Origin of the sequence: Niallia circulans (genome assembly GCF_003726095.1) — a bacterium.
Taxonomy (GTDB): Bacteria; Bacillota; Bacilli; order Bacillales; family Cytobacillaceae; genus Niallia; species Niallia circulans_A.
This window is the reverse complement of record NZ_CP026031.1, coordinates 389,318-407,445: the sequence shown is the minus strand read 5'-3', so window position 1 is coordinate 407,445 and position 18,128 is coordinate 389,318. Positions and strand designations below refer to the sequence as shown.

Below are 18,128 nucleotides of genomic sequence, written 5' to 3'. Positions count from 1 at the left end.
ATAGCTTTTTAGTGAAAACCTGTTTCTTCTACTTTGATTTTTAATAAGGAATTCTCAAAAGAGTGAATAGACGGAGTTTAATGGCATCCCTTTCTCTATTTATCTTATTTCAGCCCTTTCCATGCTAAAGCTGGCGGGACACGATGCTTTGTTGCTTGTTCGTAGCTATAGGCCATTTCAATCAGACTCGGTTCACTATAAGCTACTCCAGTGAAGGTTAATCCCATCGGCTTCCCTTTCGGGGTATAACCAGCTGGTACAGTAATTGATGGATAGCCTGCTTTTGCTGGCAGCTCACAGCCTACATATTTCGCGAATACTAAACCATCTAATTCATATTTTTCTATCGCTGCATCTATGCCCTCCAAAGCGGATAATCGAATATCTTTATCCCGATGTTCCTTATAGGTAGGGTCTGCTAAATCTCCATTTAACGTTTCACAGTATTCCAAAATAGTCTGGCCATATTTTACAACATCTAAATGATTTTTATTAAACTCAATTACTTCCTTTAATGAATGGACAGGAACTTCTTCTGCACATTTACGCAGGTAATTATCTATCCCATATTTAAACTCATGATAAAGAACAATGGAGTCAAATTTTTCACGGTGGATCGTCATATCTATTAAAATAGCACCTTGCTGCGTTAATTCTTCTAAGCCTTTATTAAATAATGCAACTTCTTCTTCCTCTTCCGGTAAGAAGGAACGATCAACTCCAATTCTTTTTCCTTTCAGACCATCTGCTTTTAAAAATGCAGTATAATCCCTAGGCTGACCAATACTTGTTAATGTCACCTCGTCTCTTTCATCCACTCCTGCCATTATTCCCAGTAAGATAGCGGCATCTTGAACCGTTCTAGTCATCGGCCCTGCCGTATCCTGGCTATGCGCCAGCGGAATAATTCCGGTCCGGCTAATGAGACCTAACGTTGGTTTAATACCAACAAGGGAATTATTGCTAGCAGGACTAAGAATCGAACCAGATGTTTCTGTCCCTATTCCTACCACAGCAAAATTGGCAGCAATGCTTGCTCCAGTGCCAGAGCTTGAACCACCAACATCCCATACTCCTGGCCCATACGGATTCATTACCTGGCCGCCTAATGAGCTATAACCATTTGGCATATTTAATTCCGTAATGAAATTGGCAAATTCGGATAAATTTGCCTTGCCAATAATAATCGCTCCTGCTTCGCGCAGCTTTTTTACAATAAAGGCATCCTCTTTGGCAAAATTATTTGCTAAGGCAATCGAGCCAGCCGTTGTGGCCATCGCATCCTGTGTATCAATATTATCCTTAATGATGACTGGAATACCGTAAAGGGGGCCAATTTGATCCATTTCTTGTCTTTTTTTATCCAGTTCAGCAGCAATTGCTAATGCATCTGGATTAATTTCTCTAATGGAGCATAACGTCGAATCAAATGTCTTGATTCGTTCTATATATTGTTTTGTTAGCTCCCATGAAGTAATTTGACCCGAATCCAGTGCCTTTTGTACTTCTAATATAGTTGTTTCTTCTATATGAAATAGAATTTGATTTTCTTTTTCCATTTGTCTGATGCCCCCTTCTTATTTTCTTAAGTATAGCCTGTTCAACTAGACGAGAGAAGAGTAATTTCTCATTTATCAAAATATTTCTATATGTTATGATTTAAAAAAAAGAGAGGTTTTTATGTATTCATTTCAACTTATTACCCAAGAGCAAGCAGAGGAAATTGCTTTTAACTGGCATTATGATGGAAAGTATGCGTTTTATAATATGGAAGCGGATGAAGAGGATTTAACAGATTTTCTTGATAGGGAAAAAAGAGCTGACTCTGTTTATGCTGTTACAGAAAACAATCGACTCACTGGCTTTTTTAGTATTCATCATGAAGAAAACGACACAATTGATATTGGTCTTGGTTTAAGGCCAGACTTAACAGGACAAGGACTTGGCTATACCTTTTTAGCCACTGGGATCGATTATATAAAGGAACGCTTTTCGCCAGCTTTTATCACCTTGGCTGTTGCTGTCTTTAATGATCGAGCCATAAAAGTATACAAAAAAGCCGGCTTTAAAGAGGCAGCTACATTTCTTCAGTATACTAATGGTGGAGAATATGAATTTGTCAAAATGATTTATCCGTGCAAAAAAAGTGTTGATTTCAATTAAATGAAACCAACACTTTTTTTACTGCTATTTAAAATCTATTTCCATACCTGGATAGACCAACTGAACGGAACCACTATAAATTTCTTTTGCTTCTTCCACCAGTTTTTCCTGTTCTCCATAATGGGGAAGATGGGTTAATAAAAGCTGCTTTACACCGGCAAGTTCCGCCAACTTCCCAGCTTCTTCACCAGTTAAATGTCCTTTTACCAAGCCGAACTGTTCTTTATATATACTTGCTTCACTTATTAAGAGATCCGCATTTTCCGCAAAAACAACTAACTCATCCTTCCACTCTGTATCTGCTGTGTAAAGAATGGTTTTGCCATTTGCTTGGATCTTCATTGCCAAACAGTAGGCAGGATGAATCGTTTCACAAAAAGAAATAGTAAACGGTCCAATATTAGATGTTTTTCCTACAGAAATTTCTCGCCCTTCTGTATAAATATTGTTAGTTAATTCCTCAAACTTGCTATCCTGTTTATGTCCATAAATTGGGAAAGCTGCTGCGCGATTTCCAAGTATAGATTCCACTAACATAGCATATTGCAGCACGCCTATATCTGCGATATGATCATGATGATAATGGGAAAGAATGCACGCATCTAAATCTTTTAAATCCACATAGGATTGCACCTTTGCTAGCACGCCGCTCCCACAATCAACCAATAAATGAAATCCAGCGGACTCCAATAAGAAGGAAGAGGTCGGACTTTCTTTCCCAGGATAACCTCCATATTTTCCTAAAAAGGTAATTTTCATCACATTATTCTCCTTTAAACAATCTATATCTATTTATTATTACCGATTTCGATTAACCATATAATCTACTAAGTACCTTAAAAAATTAGTCTTCTTCGGTATAGCATCGACTACATCTAACGCTATGCAATAATGCTCCCACATTTCCTTTTTGGCACCTTCTACACCTAGCACACTTACAAAAGTGGATGTATTATTGTCTTTGTCCATTCCAGACTCTTTTCCTAATATTTCTTTACTTCCCTCTTCATCGAGTAAATCATCCTTTATTTGAAATGCAATTCCAGCATGATAAGCATATTTCTTCAGCAAATCCTTAACCTTTTCTGGAACTCCTGCTAAAATGGCTGGCATAACAAGTGCTGCTTCAAATCCAAGGCCCGTCTTATAAAAACATAGAGTATTCAGTTCTTGAAGAGATAGTTGTTTTTCGCGTGATTCTAAATCCATTATCTGGCCTTTACACATATCAGCGGTGGCTTTCGTTGTATATTGAATCAGCTGTAATACCCTGGATTCATCAAAATCACGTAAATTAGCTTGTTCTTCTATTGCCTTTTGTGTCAGAAATAATCCAGTTAATTCTGCTGTTGCAGTATCATACACTTCATGCAGCGTTGGTCGTCCTCTCCTTATTGCGGCATTATCCTGCGATGGCAAATCGTCAAATATTAGAGAAGCTGTGTGCATATATTCCACTGATCGTAATAGGGGGGCAATTTGGGTATTATCTAATCCCCATTCTTTTTCCCCAATAAAACTAGTAATAACCGGTCGTAATCTTTTTCCATTTCCAGTAAGACTATAATTTGCTGCGTCTGTCACGATATCTTTTTTCAATTGTGCATTTTCTGTAATTGGCAGCATATTATCGATAGATACCCGGGTTGATTGAATCATTTCAGAAAACGCTTCTTGTTCTCTGTGATTTTCCTTTAAAATACTAATCATATGATCACGTAATAACTTATCGAAAAAGTCGACATCATCTGATTTTTCCACCATCTGCTGTAATAATCGATTAAAGACGGGAAAATCTTTTGTGAGAATTCCCATTAAATCATCATATTTCTCATTTCCCAATTTTTCCTTTAGTCGTTTTAATCCGTTAACTGCACGGTCTAATAAGACTTCTTGGGTTTTTGAATCTGAATGGTAGACATCGTGAATCAAATAGGAAATGACGGTCCAATACATTTCAAAAGGATTAAGTAAGTCCTTTCTCGTTTGATAATAAGTCAGATAATACGTATAAGGCGTTACAGCCCCATCCCTTTTATCCTCAAACATATCGGCTAAATCATCGGCCAGCTGATTATAAATTCCATAATAAAATGTTCTTTGATTATACCCTTCATCCTCTGGTGCATTCATCAACGAGCGAACAATCTGTCGCGAAGCAGAAGATTTAAGGATTACTGGGATATATATTTCTTCATTAGAGTATGTGCTAACAGTTAATTTCTTTTTTCTGTCGACCTCTTGTGAATGAAAAAAGATATAGGATTGATTTAAAAATAGCTCCCATGTTTGATTATCATGCTGTTTTTTCATATATTCAAATGCTTCTTTTAACTCCTTATGAATGAAGGAAATAAGCTCTTTATTTTCTCCATGCCACACACCAAAATGTGGGACTATCCCTGTTTCTAAGGCGCTTCGGATTAGAGCAGAATAACGTTCTTCCTCTTCCGGTGATAAAATATGGGCATCAAGTAAATCATCAATTAAAGGATAGGTCAATCCATAATAGAAGCCTAGTTTAATAGCTTTTTCTAGTCTCAGCTGGCGCTCTTCGTCTGAAAGGTCCATGGTTCTTCTTTCTTCTAATTCGTGCATCAAGACCCCTGCAAAAATCTTCAAGATTTTTCGCTGGGCATGCTCTACGCTCATCCCAGCAGGAATATGTGAAGTCACTCGTTTCAGTTTTTCCATAACCCAAATCATTGTATGTTCAACAGCATCTTTTTTAGCTAATTTGTATATACGGGAGACACTAATATTATCTTCCTTTGTTTCTTTCTTTAATAAATAATTTTTCACCTTTCCAACTACTTCATTAACTCTTTCTTGTGTGAAAGGAGAAGAAAGCGTCTTTCCTAAGTCGCGCATATATAGATAGGAAACACTTCTATGCAAATAGTTATCTAGTTTGCCTGCATAGTTTAACCACTCTATATAAGGGCGATATCCTTTTACTCGTGGTTTTCTTTTTTTTCGGGAAAAATAGCTAAGGATGGATGGAGAATGAATATGGTTTATTTTCCATGTTTGAAAGTCGTTCGTTAAGCGCGACACATAAGCCTTATCCACTAACTGCTTTTGAAGGGATTCGAAGTAACGAGCAGCTTTATCCTCTGCCGATCGATATTCCTCCTTTTTTTTATCTTTTACCTTTTTATCCATAAGAACATTACCTCTGCTTTTACTTAAAGTTCATTTAACTAATCTAATATAATCAGCTTTCCTCTTTATTATAACTAGAATATTCGTTATCTCCTATTAATCTTATATTTATCAATAGAAAAAACTCTCCTATTACGGAAGGAGAGTTTTAGAATAAAGATTTTGATTTTTAGATGCAGCTTTTTTATCTGCTCCGGAAAACCATGGTTCATCCCAGATATTTTGAGTACGGAAACTGTAGAAATTTGCTTCATTATTATACAGAAGTTGCTCTATGTTTGGTTACCGGAACTGTATCCCCTGATTCTGCTGCCTTTTCCATCACAGATGGCCTTGCAAGGATGAATACTGATATAATCAATAAGGCACCAGCTATTAAGAGAATCCATTGCGCAGGAACATAATCATATAACACACCAAAGATAAGTGTTCCTACCGGCATCATTCCCATTGCAAATGTCTCTAATATAGTAAAAACCCTTCCTTTATATTCATTCGCAATCTTCTTTTGCATTAATACCATCATTGGGATATTAACCAGTATATTAACAGATCCAAACAAAAACATTAGCATTAAGTAAAAGATAAATATAGAGGCTGCCGACATCGGAATGAAGATTGGAATAGCTGCAGCTGCCATTAATATTCCTAGCGCTATAATTCCCAATTTACTTACTTGGAAGGGTTGTTTAAATTCCTTTCCTAATGAAAGATAAATAGAAAGCAATAAAGTACCAACCGCAAAAGCACCTTCCACCATTCCAAATTGGACAGATGGCATATGGAGTTTTGTATTCACTACATAAGGAAAACCAATATTAAAAGCAGTAAAAATAAAATTGACGATAAGACTAATACTAATCATAGCTACTAATAGCGGTTGATTCTTAACATAAACTAATCCTGCCTTCAAACTCCTCCAAACCGTTTCCTGTTGTTCTGCCTTTTCTTTTTCCTTTTCAAACAATGTAAAATTCATTGTGGAATCAAGTACAACAGCAATCAACGAGGCAATCAGAAAAATAGTTAAAAAAACAGACATGGAGACAAGACCGAATAATATTCCACCGATAGCAGGACTGGCAATTTGCGCAATAGAAACAGCAATTTGATTCATGGAAGACGCTTTTTGAATGCGGCTTTCATCCACTAATCCTGTTAAAGAAGAAGTAAAAGCATTGCTCGCAAACATCGAGGTTATAGATAAAATACAAGATGTTGTATAAATAGCAGGTAGAGATAATCCCATCGTTACACTATAAAGCAGCAATCCACCAATAGATACGGTAGAGGCTGTCTGCGCTGTAATCGCAATATGTTTACGAGGATACCTATCAATAATAGACCCAGCAAAAGGTGCTACAACTGTCCGCGGCAAAATATTGCATAACATATTTACGGCAAAACTCATCGACGAGCCAGTTAAATGCAAAATATATAAACTAATTGCAAATGTATAAATTTGTGACCCAGCTGTGGCAATTAATTTACTACTGACGAATGTCCATAAATGGTAGGTGGCCCTCTTTTCTAACGAATATTCTTTCACCAAAACATCGTCCTTCCTTTAAAAGTTTAATTAAATTAAACAAATCATATCACACCAAAACTTTCCTTTCAAGGAAAAGTTTAATATAATTAAACTATCGAAAGAAGGAGTTGTACGATTATGTTAGGCGAACGCATTCGCACATTACGAAAACAAAAAAAAATGACCCTTGAGGCATTAGCTGGCGATAGATTAACCAAAGGCATGCTTAGTCAAATTGAGAATAATAAAGCGCGCCCTTCTATGGAGAGTTTGGAATATATTGCGGGAAGACTAGGCGTTGATATATCAGAGTTATTAGAAAAGGTAAGTATTGTTGAATTAAGAAAAGTATTAGAGGAAGCAGAAAAGATACATGAAGAATTTCGTATTTATTTTAAACACTCTGAGGAAACCATAGAACAATGCTCCAAACTGACCGCCTTAATTGAGCCCTATATCTCTAATTTGAATGAAAGCTATGAATCAGCTCGCTTATTGGAAATTTATAGCCGCAGTCTATTTTGTCTGAATAAAAAGGAATGGGCATTATATTGTGATAAAGCAGCATTAATTTATGATTCGCTTAATCTTACTGCTAATCGGGCAAACATTGCATTCTTCAGAGGAATAAACTTTTATTTGGAACACCGCTATCAAGACGCTTTACAATGTTATTTGGAAGAACGACATCATATTGAAACAACTCATATAAAGATAGATCCTATGACTAAAGTCACTATGGATTATCATATCGCTGCCTTATATTCAGCAATCGGAGACATAAAAGCAACTTCAGAAGCAGTGGAAAGCGCATTGGAATACTCGAGAAAAGAAAAACTCTACTACAAAATAGACGATATCTATAAGCTTGCTACAGTGGTTGCCTTGCTAGTGGGAGATGAAGAAAAATTTCATTACTACTTAAAAAAACTAAAGCAATATGGTGAATTTGTAGAAGATAAAATTTTTGAAGAACTCTGTGATGTAATTTATGTGGAATACTTACTGCATGTAAAGGGAGAATACCATCAAGCAATGCCTATCATTGATCAATATTTAACTTTTGACGAAAACACTCAAAAAGGAAGCGGTGATAATTGGAATATGCTTCAAAAGGGAAAAGCGATGTACTATGTAAAAGTATATAAAGAAGCACTCGACATTTTAAGAACAATTTATATACCTAAACATATTAACCATCCTGTTGACCAAGCTATTTATTATACCAAAGATATATTTATTGCTCTTTGTTATAAGGAACTTAATAATATCGATAAAGCACGAGAACATGCAAAAATTGCTTATGACTGCTATTTACCGCTGCCTGACTCTATATTTAAAACTCTGTGTAACGAAACATATAAAAACATTTGTTTAAGCTAACTATGCAATATAAACAGGGAAAATGGACGTGAATTAATTCTTCACCCCCATTTTTCCCTGTTTATATTGCTAAAATCTCTTTCGTAAAATGAATAAAGTCGGTGAAATAGCCATCCACTCCAAATTCGTGAACTCGTTCTTGTTCCACTTTTTGCGTTTTCTTATTCGTAAAATAGACATGTACCTCTTTTTCCTTTTTATGTAATTCGTCTACCACCTCTTTTGTAATATCTGTAGACTCTATGCCGATGATAGGAAAATCAACCGTACTAGCTTTTTCTAGGGAAAAAGAGCCTTTGCGAAAAAGAAGCGCTAATTCAGTATCTGGTGCCATTTCTTTGATTTTCAATAAACTCTCCTCTGAAAAGGATTGAATCGTCACCAAATTTTTGTCTAAAAGCCCATACTCCTTTAATAGGTTAATTAGCTTTTCCTCCATTGCTAGTTTTCCATCAACCAGCCTTGTCTCAATATAGTACTTTTGTGTATCTTGAAAAGTTTCGATTATTTCCTTTAATGTGGGAATTTTTTCCTTTATTTCTTTCCTATTATCCGATTCGATTGTTTGAAACGCTCTTAGTTCTTCTAATGTGTAATCAGAAACCTTCCCTTTGCCATTTGTAGTCCGATCGATTGTGTCATCATGCATGGCAACTAACTCGCCATCCTTTGTCATTCTTAAATCCATTTCTAATGAATCCACACCAGATTGAGCTGCTATTTGATAGGCAGTAATGGTGCTCTCGTTGTACCATTCATTTGCCCCTCTATGTGCGATCACCCTTGGAGTTTCTTCGTGTTCTGTCACAGATGGACTGACCATCGTTTGAACTGACTGATTATTTCCGCAGGCAGAAAGGAAGACAATTAAAATCAGCAAAAGGATGCTTCTATTTAAAAATTTACTCAACAGAAACAGCCCTTTCTTGTCTAATCGCTATGGCCACTTCTGGATAATCAGTAATAATAGATTCTACTTCGGCTTCGATAAGATTAGTTAACTCTTCCTTTTTATTTACAGTCCATACTCTTACATGCTTTCTTAATTCCTGCCAATCTTTTAAGTTATCCATCACCATTTCTTTATGGAGATGCAAAGCCTCTAATTCCAAGCTTTTTATATAATCGAGAGGGTTGGAAATGACTTGATTTAATAACCACGCAATCGAAGCAGATGGATCCAGTCCTTTTATTCTTAATAAAGTCGGCAAATGAAAAGAAGAATAAACAACCTTCCGCCCATTTCCAAATTCGTTCACAAGTGCTAGAGTCTTTTCTTCAATTCCTTCATATGCAAATGTATAAGTTTTAAGTTCAATATTTAATTCGATATCGTATGGAGCAAGCAACTGTAATACCTCTTTTAATGTAGGCACTTTTTCTGCGATCCAGCTTTCTTCATAATCAGGAAGGGAGGAAAATTTACTTCCCGCACTAAATTGTTTAAGCTCTTCTAGTGTATAGGATTTTACAACCCCAGTTCCGTCAGTTGTGCGATTTAAAAATTCATCATGAATAACAACTACTTCCCCATCCTTTGTCAGGTGGATATCTAATTCAATTCCATCTACTCCTTGTAGTATCGCTTGTTGAAAACTAAGAAGCGTATTTTCAGGAAATCGGCCTTTTGCGCCTCTATGTCCGTATACTTTGGTTTGATTCATGCTTTCTCTCTCCTTTGTTAATGGCAAAGAAACAGACTAACTAGTATAAAATTAATCTGTTTCCTAAACGATCTATTATTTTCTAGCCCGATTCGCCTTTTCAATTGCTTCATTAAATTGTTTTACCATATTGCTATACGTCTCCTCGATATCGCCACCGTTATAAACTGTCTCAAGTGCTGTTTCGCTAATGCGACGTCCTTCTGGAATCATATCCATTAAAGCACCTTGTGTAGCATAAGAAGACTTAGTAGATTGCAATTGCTCCACTGTAACTTTCAATTGTGGCATTTTCTCATATGCTTCTGTTACAACTTGTTCACTATAAGCATCTGGATTAATTGCAAAATATCCTGTGCCAACATGCCATTTTGCCTGAACTTCTTTTGTTTGTAAGTACTTCATAAATTCCCAGGCTGCTTTTTTCTCCTCCTCACTCTTATCTTTCATCATCCACAGACTTGCTCCACCTATAACTACACCTTGTCTTTCTACAGCTTCTGGATGGGGAATAAAAGCCACACCTACATCAAAAGACGCATTATCAATGACGTCTCTTGCGCTAGCAGACGATTGCATAAACATTGCTACATCTCCTGCAAGGAATCCAGCTACCATGTTGTCACCATTCGTGCCATAGTTAGCAAAGGTTTTGTCATCAATCATTCGTTTAACCCATTGAAAAACCGACTTTCCTTGTTCATCCGTAAAGCCAATTTCTGTTGGTGTGTCTGTTCGTCCATTCTCATTATTCATTAATAATGCTCCTTGGTTAGCTAATAATTGCTCATATAACCAACCATACGCTTGGAGGGCAAATCCTTTCATTTTTGGATTTGCTTTTGCTATCGCTTTTCCAGCTTCTTCTACTTCCTCAAATGTTGCGGGAGCTTTCTCGGGATCTAAACCTGCTGCTTTAAAAGCATCCTTGTTGTAATACATAACTGGTGTAGAAGAGTTAAATGGCATCGAATAAAAAGTATCATTAATTTTATAGTAGTTTGTGATATTTTCTTCTAAACCGCTCATATCATAACCATCTTCATCAATGAGTGTCTGAATCGGTTCCACAAAACCACTATTGATCATCGATTTTGTGCCGATTTCAAAAACCTGCATCATCGTTGGCGCACTTTCTGTCCCTGCAACTGTATGGAATTTTGTTAATGCTTCATCATATGTACCTTGATATTCTGCCTTGATTTTCACCTTATCCTGTGAACTGTTATATTCCTCTACAATACTATTCAATGCTTCTTGAGCTGCTCCGCCCATAGAATGCCAGAATGTAACGGTAGTTGGCCCCACCTGTTTTTCACCACTAGTAGATGATTCTGCATTATTGCTGCAGCCTACCATAAATAAAACGATTGATAGCATGAATATACTGAATAACTGCTTTGTTTTCTTCATTTTCCTTTCACTCCCCAAATATCAGTTAGTTAAATACCGTAAAAAAATTATTTTAAAGCTCCTTCCGTTAATCCCTTCTGAAGCTTTTTCTGCCCTAAAAATAATAGGATTAATGTTGGCAGAACAACAATTATTGCTCCTGCCATAATAACGCCCCATTCATTTAACTGTTCCTGTGATTGAAGCTGCCTTAACCCTATTTGAACAGTACGTACACTATCATTTGTTGTCGCCAGTAGTGGCCAGAGATACATATTCCAAGATGTAACAAACCCATACACGCCTAGTGTAATCAAACTTGTTTTCGCCATTGGCAGAACAACCGTTAAATAAAATTTAAGATCCCCAATTCCCGCAATTTCACTTGCTTCCTTAAGTTCTTTGGGAATTTGTTTAAAATTTTGCCGTAAGAGAAACGTACCAAAGGCTGTTGCAAAAAACGGAATGGTTAAACCATTATAATGATCCAGCCAGTTTAGATTTCTTATCGTTTGAAAGTTTGGGATGATAGATGCTTCAAATGGCACCATCATGGTTGCAATAAAGATAAAGAAGATTAAATCTCTCCCTTTAAACTCTAAAAAAACAAATGCATAAGCAGCTAAACTAGCAAGTATTAATTGTCCGAGCATGATAACAAGGGAAACGATGAAACTGTTTAATAAATATTGCATTAAAGGAAAGCGTTCAAACACTTTTATGTAATTGTCCAATGTTAATCCGGTTGGAATTATTTTTCCCGTCATAATATCCTGTGAAGACATAAAGCTCATTAGAAAAGCGATTATAGCTGGCGAAAAAATGAGCAGTGCCGAAACGATTAAGAGAATGTAAAAGATAGTTTTTTTATGAATTGGCAATGTCACTGATAATGGACCTTCCTTTCCCCAAGCTTAAATTGAATAATGGTAAGAACCAAAATGATGACAAAAAGAATAATTGCTTGTGCACTTGCTGTTCCATACTGGTAATTCATAAATGCCTCTTGGTAGATAGAATAAACGATTAAATTCGTTTCGTTTTGCGGTCCACCTCTTGTTAACATATCTACTTGACCGAATGTTTGAAAGGCATTTATTAATGTTACAGTCAGGACAAAAAATAAAGTGGGAGAAAGCATCGGAATCGTAATCCGTCTTAATTTATAAAAGTAGCCGGCTCCGTCTATATCAGCACTTTCATAGAGATAAGAATCAATCGATTGAAGTCCTCCTAATAAAATTAAGAAGGTAAATCCGACATTCATCCAAATGGTAGAAACAGATACAGAAAAAAGTGCCCAATTAGGATCGGTCAGCCAGCCAATTGGCTCTATTCCAAATGTTGTTATAATACGGTTCAGCCACCCAATTGTCGGATGAAATAAGAACATCCAAAATACAGATGCTGCCGCAACTGAAATCCCCATGGAAGAGGAAAACACGGTTCGGAAAACACCAATTCCACGTAACTTTTCATTGGCAAGAATCGCTAGAAATAAGCTGACGATAATCGTTCCTGGAACTGTGTATAAAGCAAAAAACAAGGTTGACTTTAAACTTTGCAGGAAAATAGCAGATTTGAAAATTTCCAAGTAATTTTCCAGCCCTACAAAGACTGTTGGGTCACCTCGATTATCCGTTAAGAAAAAACTTAAAAAGATAGTTCTTCCTAATGGATAAAATAAGAAAACACTAAATAAGAGAATAGAAGGTAATAGAAATAGCATTCCTTTCAGCCAATACTGTAAATGTTGCTTCTTTTTTTCTTTTATAAAATCAATGGAAGGTTCCACTTCCTGCCGATATACAACCTCACTCATAGTCCAACAACCTCTTGTTCTTTGACTGCAATTGCTGGTCTAATCAATGCTCCTGATTCAGAATCAAAAAAGCAAATATTTTTAGAGGACAACTGAACTGGTACATGATCTCCTGCCTGAATCCGCCATTGCCCTAACCATTTAGCCGTCCAAAGCTCATTACCCACTTCAAAGGTTAACAGTGTTTCATTTCCTAGCTGCTCTACATTGAGTACCTCTAAAGTGTGCGTCTTCTCTTCTGGAGCTGCTGGCAAAATATGTTCCGCTCTTATCCCCATCGTTAAATTTGGATAGGATAATAGTGGTAGAATTTCTTCTTTATCCATGCTAATTTGCAAACCACTCTCCAACACTAATTTATAATCAATTAAATTCCCTTTACTTAAATTAATCTTCGGAGAACCAATAAAAGACGCAACAAACAAATTGGCTGGTTGATTATATAAAGTAATCGGTTCGCCTACCTGTTGGATTTTCCCATCATTTAAAACCATGATTCGATCCCCCATTGTCATTGCTTCTACTTGATCATGGGTTACATAAATCATCGTTAAGCCGAGCTTCTTTTGTAAACGGCGGATTTCTATTCTCATGTGGGCGCGGAGCTTTGCATCTAAATTTGAAAGTGGCTCATCCATTAAACAAATTGGCGCTTCACTGACAACAGATCTAGCAAGAGCTACCCGCTGCCTTTGACCGCCAGATAATTCCTTCGGCTTACGTTTTAATAGATCCGTTAATCCCATCATCTCAGCTGTTTCCTGTAGTCTTTTTTGCTGTTCTAACTTGTCTATTTTTTTGGCACGTAAACCAAAAAGAATATTTTGTTCAACCGTTAAGTGTGGGTATAAGGCATAATTTTGAAAGACCATAGATAAATTACGTTCCTTTGGAGGCAGGTGATTGACAATCTTATTATTCATCTTCAATACGCCCCCAGAAATTTCTTCAAGACCCGCAATCATTCGTAATAATGTACTTTTCCCGGATCCTGATGGACCAACTAGCACAAAAAATTCCCCTTCTTCTATGGAAAGACTTATCTGATCAATTACCGATTTTTGTCTATCGTATGATTTTGAAATGTCCTTCAATTCTACTGCAATCACTAACAAACCCCTCCCCAATTGAATTACATCCCTATTTAACCATATAAATTTAACGAAATAGCCAAATTTACCAATCATTAACAAACACCTAATAGTCCTTTGACAAACTTCAAGTTCGCTTTACACTCTTCATATTTTTTTAATTTTCTCTCCTAATTAACTCTTTGGAAATACTCTTGATTTCTATTTACCTCTCATCAGAACAGGCCCCTAATTTTCTCCACATAAAAAAAGCTCAGAAGTTCTCTGAGCTTTTTGAATTCTTATAATTCAATTGTTTCGTTAATGTCTGTGTTTTCCGCTTCTTTGCCTGCTAGTCTTTTATAAAAATAGACAATGTTTTTTGTAAAGCTAGTATCCCAATATTCTGCTGCTTCTGCCTTTATTTTAATCAAAACAACATTCGGATCGTCGTAAGACGTTTTCATGATTTTTTCGTAGGCCTTACTCCATAATTCTTTTTTCTTGGCGATGTCCTCTACAATTTCCGCTCTACCTCTTATCGAGACATAGGATTTACCTGCATAAGAGATATTCACTTCATTTTCATGTAAAATTTCTTCATACTTATCGGTGTCTTTCTTTGTTATAAACCATAAATCACCATCAAACTCTACTTCTTGCGTTTTCATTGGACGGGAGACTAGCCCTTCTTCTGAAATAGTTGTCAACATGGCTGTATCGACATCTTTAATCAGATCTCTTAACGTTTCAAGTTCTTCTTGTTTCATTGTATTATCCATCGTAATCACCTCTTTAACTGTTTTAAAAGTATATTACCCTTATTAAAAACTTTTAATCAAAAGTGATTAGACATAAGTTCCTTGTTTAAAAGAGCTTTAGAATTATAAACCAAATTGCTGGTATGAACAGAGCCGGCAATAGATTTAATGTCTTGAAATTTTTAACTCCTAGTATGCTAAGTCCTGAACTTAGGATAAGAATTCCACCAATAATCGATATTTCTGCTAATAAATCTGGCGTTAAAAAGTTTGCCAGCAAGCCTGCTGTTACGTAAAAAAAGCCTTGCCACACAAATAAAACGAGAGCTGAAACAGCAATTCCTAATCCAAAGGTCGATGCTAGAACAATCGATGTTACTCCATCTAAAATAGCATTTGTAAATAGATAGGTATGATTCCCCCTTAATGCACTCTCAATTGGTCCTAAAATGGATAAAGTCCCTGCACAAAAAAGTAAAATCGCAGTCGATAATCCCTCTGCCAAATTTCCCTTTGAGAATTTGCCTACAACTCGTTTAAAAGCATTTTCAATATCTAACCTTTCGCCAATCAAACCACCAATAGCTAGACTGACTATAAACAGAACAGGATATTTACTGTCTGGCATGTATTGAACAATGGAATGGATTCCCAGTGCAGTTGCAGCAAGTCCCATTGCCTGCATTAAAATATCCTGATACTCCTCTTTAATTCCCTTTTTCAAAAAACTGCCTATCATGCACCCTGCTAAAATCATAAAACAGTTAAATAATGTTCCAATCAATTTCTTTTTCTCCTTGGCTTAAATTTAATGAATAGCATACGGTCACTCACTATATAAGCCATTTTATCTTATCTTGCCTACATTTTGGTCATTTTTTTATCGTACATCACTCTTTTCTTGCCGGTTAGTTCTCTCTTGTGCCATCCGCTAAATAATCCAGTTAAAACAAGGATAATGACTAATGCAATAATGGATGACCGTAAAAGCAATATGGCAAACAAGATACTTAACATTATAGCCATTCCTTTTAACAATGGTTTTTTCAATAACTTAATTGCTGCACAAAGACCAATTAGAGCATTAGCAATGAAAAAGGCATTTGCAAGGCTAACAAGTTGTTCTACTGTCACTAATTTTAATAAGACTAAAAAGGCAAACAGAAGATGGATAAATACAAGCAAACCAATTGCTTTATATGGTGCTCCATTAGAGAACTTTTTAGTTAGAAAATGGAGAGAGGAAATAGGTTTTGATAACGATGCTATTAGTCTTGCTACTCCACCAACAACCATTAAATGTGTTGTTATACAAAGTCCTGTTGCGACGATTGCCAATAAGCCAATAGACAGCTGTCCAAACAATGGATACATAATCCCCGTTAAACGAATAGTAAACGTGCCTGTATATGTTGTCCACTGAACAGCAGCAGAAAGGACTAAATTAACAACCAAAATGACAGCCGCACTAAAAAAGATCGCTCTCCGAATGGTTGTTTTTGGATTTTTCACCTCACTAGAATAATTCCCAACAATCTCCCAGCCGACTATTGTCCAAAAAAGCAATAAGAGACTATAACCAAAGGAAGAAAAATGAAATACAGGAAAATCCCAAGTATCAGAAGGATGGTTTATTAAAGAAAATACACTTCCACTGACTAATATCAATACGGCAAATGTGGAGATGATAAAAGACAATTTCCCAAGAAAATTAAGACGAAATAACAGTATCAACCCGTTCATGATGAGTAAAATAAACGCAATCCATTCTACTTTGATCTTGCCTGGAAATAGCCAAGTTTGAATATATTCAGCTGCTGTCATCATCACTGCAACTGGTCCCATCAAAGCAGCAATCATAAGAAAAACAGATGAAAGATTTTTTATTCTTGCTCCAAATGCCTTTTCCATGGCATTACCAAGCCCTTCTTCCCCTGGAAACTGTATCATTAACTCTCCGCAGACATAAGCAAAACATATGCCAATGATGGACATAATGAACCATGCAAAGATCGCATAGTTTCCGATATTTTCATAAATAATAGTTGGCAATAAAATAATTCCTGATCCTAGGAGTGGTCCAATAATTAACCCACTTAAAGTCAAGGAACCAATTTTTCTTTGATTCATTCTTTTTTCCCCATTCCTGATGTTTTTTAATTATTTCTCCTTTCCTATTGTATTTGCCTTTTATCATTCAGTAAAATAGATATATACGATAAATAATATCGATTATACCGATAACAGGAGGATACTATATGGAAATACGCCATTTACAAACGTTTAAAGCCATTGTGGAAGCTGGTGGTTTTGCTAAGGCGGCTACTCAGCTTGGCTATGCACAATCCTCGATTACTTCCCATATACAAGCATTAGAGATGGAACTAGAAGGCCCACTTTTTGATCGTCTCGGCAAATCCATTGCGTTAACAGAGCTGGGCAAATCATTTCTTCCTTATGCAAATGAAATGCTGCGCCTGCATAAGGGAGCAAAAGAACTACATCAATCTTCAAGTATGAAAAAAGGAAAAATAACGATTGGGGCTTCAGAATCATTAACTGTTTACCGTCTTCCTACTATCATTCAGGCATATAAAGAGAAATTTCCAGATGTTCATTTATCTGTTCGAATGGGGACATGTGAGGAACTGCAGCATTTAGTAGAGATTGGCGATTTAGATATCGCCTTACTTCTTAATCTAGAATTCAAGAAGAATCCGTCCTTAGAAACCATTAAAATGTTAGACGAAAATATGAGTATCATTTCTTCCCCTAGTCATATGCAGCCTAATTCTATTCTTTATTCGGAAAGCAACTGCCCCTATCGGACCATTTTTGATAAATTTATAGCGGAAGAAAATATTACACCAACTTCTTTTCATGAGTTTTGGAGCATTGAGGCAATTAAGCAATGTGTACAATGTGGGTTGGGACTTGCGCTTGTGCCGGAAATTACCATTCAAAATGAATTAAAGGATGGACGATTATCTGCACGGCGTTTAGATAAGAAACATGGGCAAGTCGCTTCCTTTCTTTTTTACCATAAAAGCAGATGGGTTTCTCCAATCGTCCATTATTTTATCGAAGAAGCAAAAGCTTATTTTAAACAAGAAGAAGAAAAAAGAACTGCATATGTAAAAGAAGCCAGCTACTAATTGTAACTGGCTTCCCTTTTTT

At 36.2% G+C, this 18,128-nt stretch carries 16 protein-coding genes; 3 read left to right on the top strand and 13 right to left on the bottom strand.

Going from position 1 to position 18,128, the window contains the following annotated elements:
* Positions 1-104 precede the first annotated feature (104 nt).
* Complete coding sequence (locus tag C2I06_RS01815; RefSeq protein ID WP_123257357.1) at positions 105-1,559, bottom strand: amidase family protein; 1,455 nt, start codon at positions 1,557-1,559, stop codon at positions 105-107.
* Positions 1,560-1,680: 121 nt separating this feature from the next.
* Between C2I06_RS01815 and C2I06_RS01810 the strand changes: the two genes are divergently transcribed.
* On the top strand, positions 1,681-2,163 hold the full coding sequence (locus C2I06_RS01810; RefSeq protein ID WP_123257356.1) for a GNAT family N-acetyltransferase: 483 nt from the start codon (positions 1,681-1,683) through the stop codon (positions 2,161-2,163).
* A 24-nt stretch (positions 2,164-2,187) separates the two neighbouring features.
* Here the strand turns inward: C2I06_RS01810 and C2I06_RS01805 are convergent, their stop codons facing one another.
* The 3 genes from C2I06_RS01805 to C2I06_RS01795 form a co-directional block, all read right to left on the bottom strand.
* Positions 2,188-2,922: an MBL fold metallo-hydrolase gene (locus C2I06_RS01805; protein WP_123257355.1), complete on the bottom strand. Its 735-nt coding sequence runs from the start codon at positions 2,920-2,922 to the stop codon at positions 2,188-2,190.
* 39 nt (positions 2,923-2,961) lie between these two features.
* Positions 2,962-5,328 carry a polyprenyl synthetase family protein gene (locus tag C2I06_RS01800; RefSeq protein WP_123257354.1) on the bottom strand — a complete coding sequence of 789 codons (2,367 nt, stop codon included), beginning with the start codon at positions 5,326-5,328 and terminating at the stop codon, positions 2,962-2,964.
* Between the two features lie 256 nt (positions 5,329-5,584).
* The gene (locus C2I06_RS01795; RefSeq protein WP_095334083.1) at positions 5,585-6,877 is read right to left on the bottom strand and encodes an MFS transporter; all 1,293 of its coding nucleotides are present in this window, start codon (positions 6,875-6,877) and stop codon (positions 5,585-5,587) included.
* A gap of 120 nt (positions 6,878-6,997) precedes the next feature.
* Here C2I06_RS01795 and C2I06_RS01790 point away from each other — a divergent pair, with 120 nt between their 5' ends.
* Positions 6,998-8,242, top strand: a complete 1,245-nt coding sequence (locus tag C2I06_RS01790; protein ID WP_095334062.1) for a helix-turn-helix domain-containing protein — start codon at positions 6,998-7,000, stop codon at positions 8,240-8,242.
* Between the two features lie 61 nt (positions 8,243-8,303).
* On the opposite strand, the gene C2I06_RS01785 is transcribed toward C2I06_RS01790, so the two are convergent.
* The 9 genes from C2I06_RS01785 to C2I06_RS01745 all read right to left on the bottom strand — a co-directional run bounded on the left by C2I06_RS01785 (position 8,304) and on the right by C2I06_RS01745 (position 17,081).
* The gene (locus tag C2I06_RS01785) at positions 8,304-9,152 is read right to left on the bottom strand and encodes a glycerophosphodiester phosphodiesterase (RefSeq protein ID WP_123257353.1); all 849 of its coding nucleotides are present in this window, start codon (positions 9,150-9,152) and stop codon (positions 8,304-8,306) included.
* On the bottom strand, positions 9,145-9,906 hold the full coding sequence (locus C2I06_RS01780; RefSeq protein WP_095334066.1) for a glycerophosphodiester phosphodiesterase: 762 nt from the start codon (positions 9,904-9,906) through the stop codon (positions 9,145-9,147). The genes C2I06_RS01785 and C2I06_RS01780 overlap by 8 nt, the downstream gene beginning before the upstream one ends.
* A gap of 75 nt (positions 9,907-9,981) precedes the next feature.
* Positions 9,982-11,319 carry an ABC transporter substrate-binding protein gene (locus C2I06_RS01775; protein ID WP_123257352.1) on the bottom strand — a complete coding sequence of 446 codons (1,338 nt, stop codon included), beginning with the start codon at positions 11,317-11,319 and terminating at the stop codon, positions 9,982-9,984.
* A 47-nt stretch (positions 11,320-11,366) separates the two neighbouring features.
* Complete coding sequence (locus C2I06_RS01770) at positions 11,367-12,185, bottom strand: carbohydrate ABC transporter permease (RefSeq protein ID WP_095334070.1); 819 nt, start codon at positions 12,183-12,185, stop codon at positions 11,367-11,369.
* Complete coding sequence (locus C2I06_RS01765) at positions 12,182-13,120, bottom strand: carbohydrate ABC transporter permease (RefSeq protein WP_095334072.1); 939 nt, start codon at positions 13,118-13,120, stop codon at positions 12,182-12,184. Before C2I06_RS01765 ends, C2I06_RS01770 begins: the two co-directional genes overlap by 4 nt.
* Entirely contained in the window at positions 13,117-14,229 is a 1,113-nt protein-coding gene (locus C2I06_RS01760) for an ABC transporter ATP-binding protein (RefSeq protein ID WP_095334085.1), read from the bottom strand. Before C2I06_RS01760 ends, C2I06_RS01765 begins: the two co-directional genes overlap by 4 nt.
* Before the next feature lie 263 nt (positions 14,230-14,492).
* Positions 14,493-14,972 (bottom strand): pyridoxamine 5'-phosphate oxidase family protein, encoded by a 480-nt coding sequence (locus C2I06_RS01755; protein WP_095334074.1) that lies wholly within the window; start codon positions 14,970-14,972, stop codon positions 14,493-14,495.
* An 85-nt stretch (positions 14,973-15,057) separates the two neighbouring features.
* The gene (locus C2I06_RS01750; protein ID WP_123257351.1) at positions 15,058-15,735 is read right to left on the bottom strand and encodes a DUF554 domain-containing protein; all 678 of its coding nucleotides are present in this window, start codon (positions 15,733-15,735) and stop codon (positions 15,058-15,060) included.
* A 77-nt stretch (positions 15,736-15,812) separates the two neighbouring features.
* Entirely contained in the window at positions 15,813-17,081 is a 1,269-nt protein-coding gene (locus C2I06_RS01745; protein ID WP_095334078.1) for an APC family permease, read from the bottom strand.
* A 128-nt stretch (positions 17,082-17,209) separates the two neighbouring features.
* On the opposite strand from C2I06_RS01745, the gene C2I06_RS01740 reads away from it, so the two are divergent.
* Positions 17,210-18,106, top strand: coding sequence for a LysR family transcriptional regulator (locus C2I06_RS01740; RefSeq protein WP_095334080.1), 897 nt, complete (start codon positions 17,210-17,212; stop codon positions 18,104-18,106).
* Positions 18,107-18,128 lie beyond the last annotated feature (22 nt).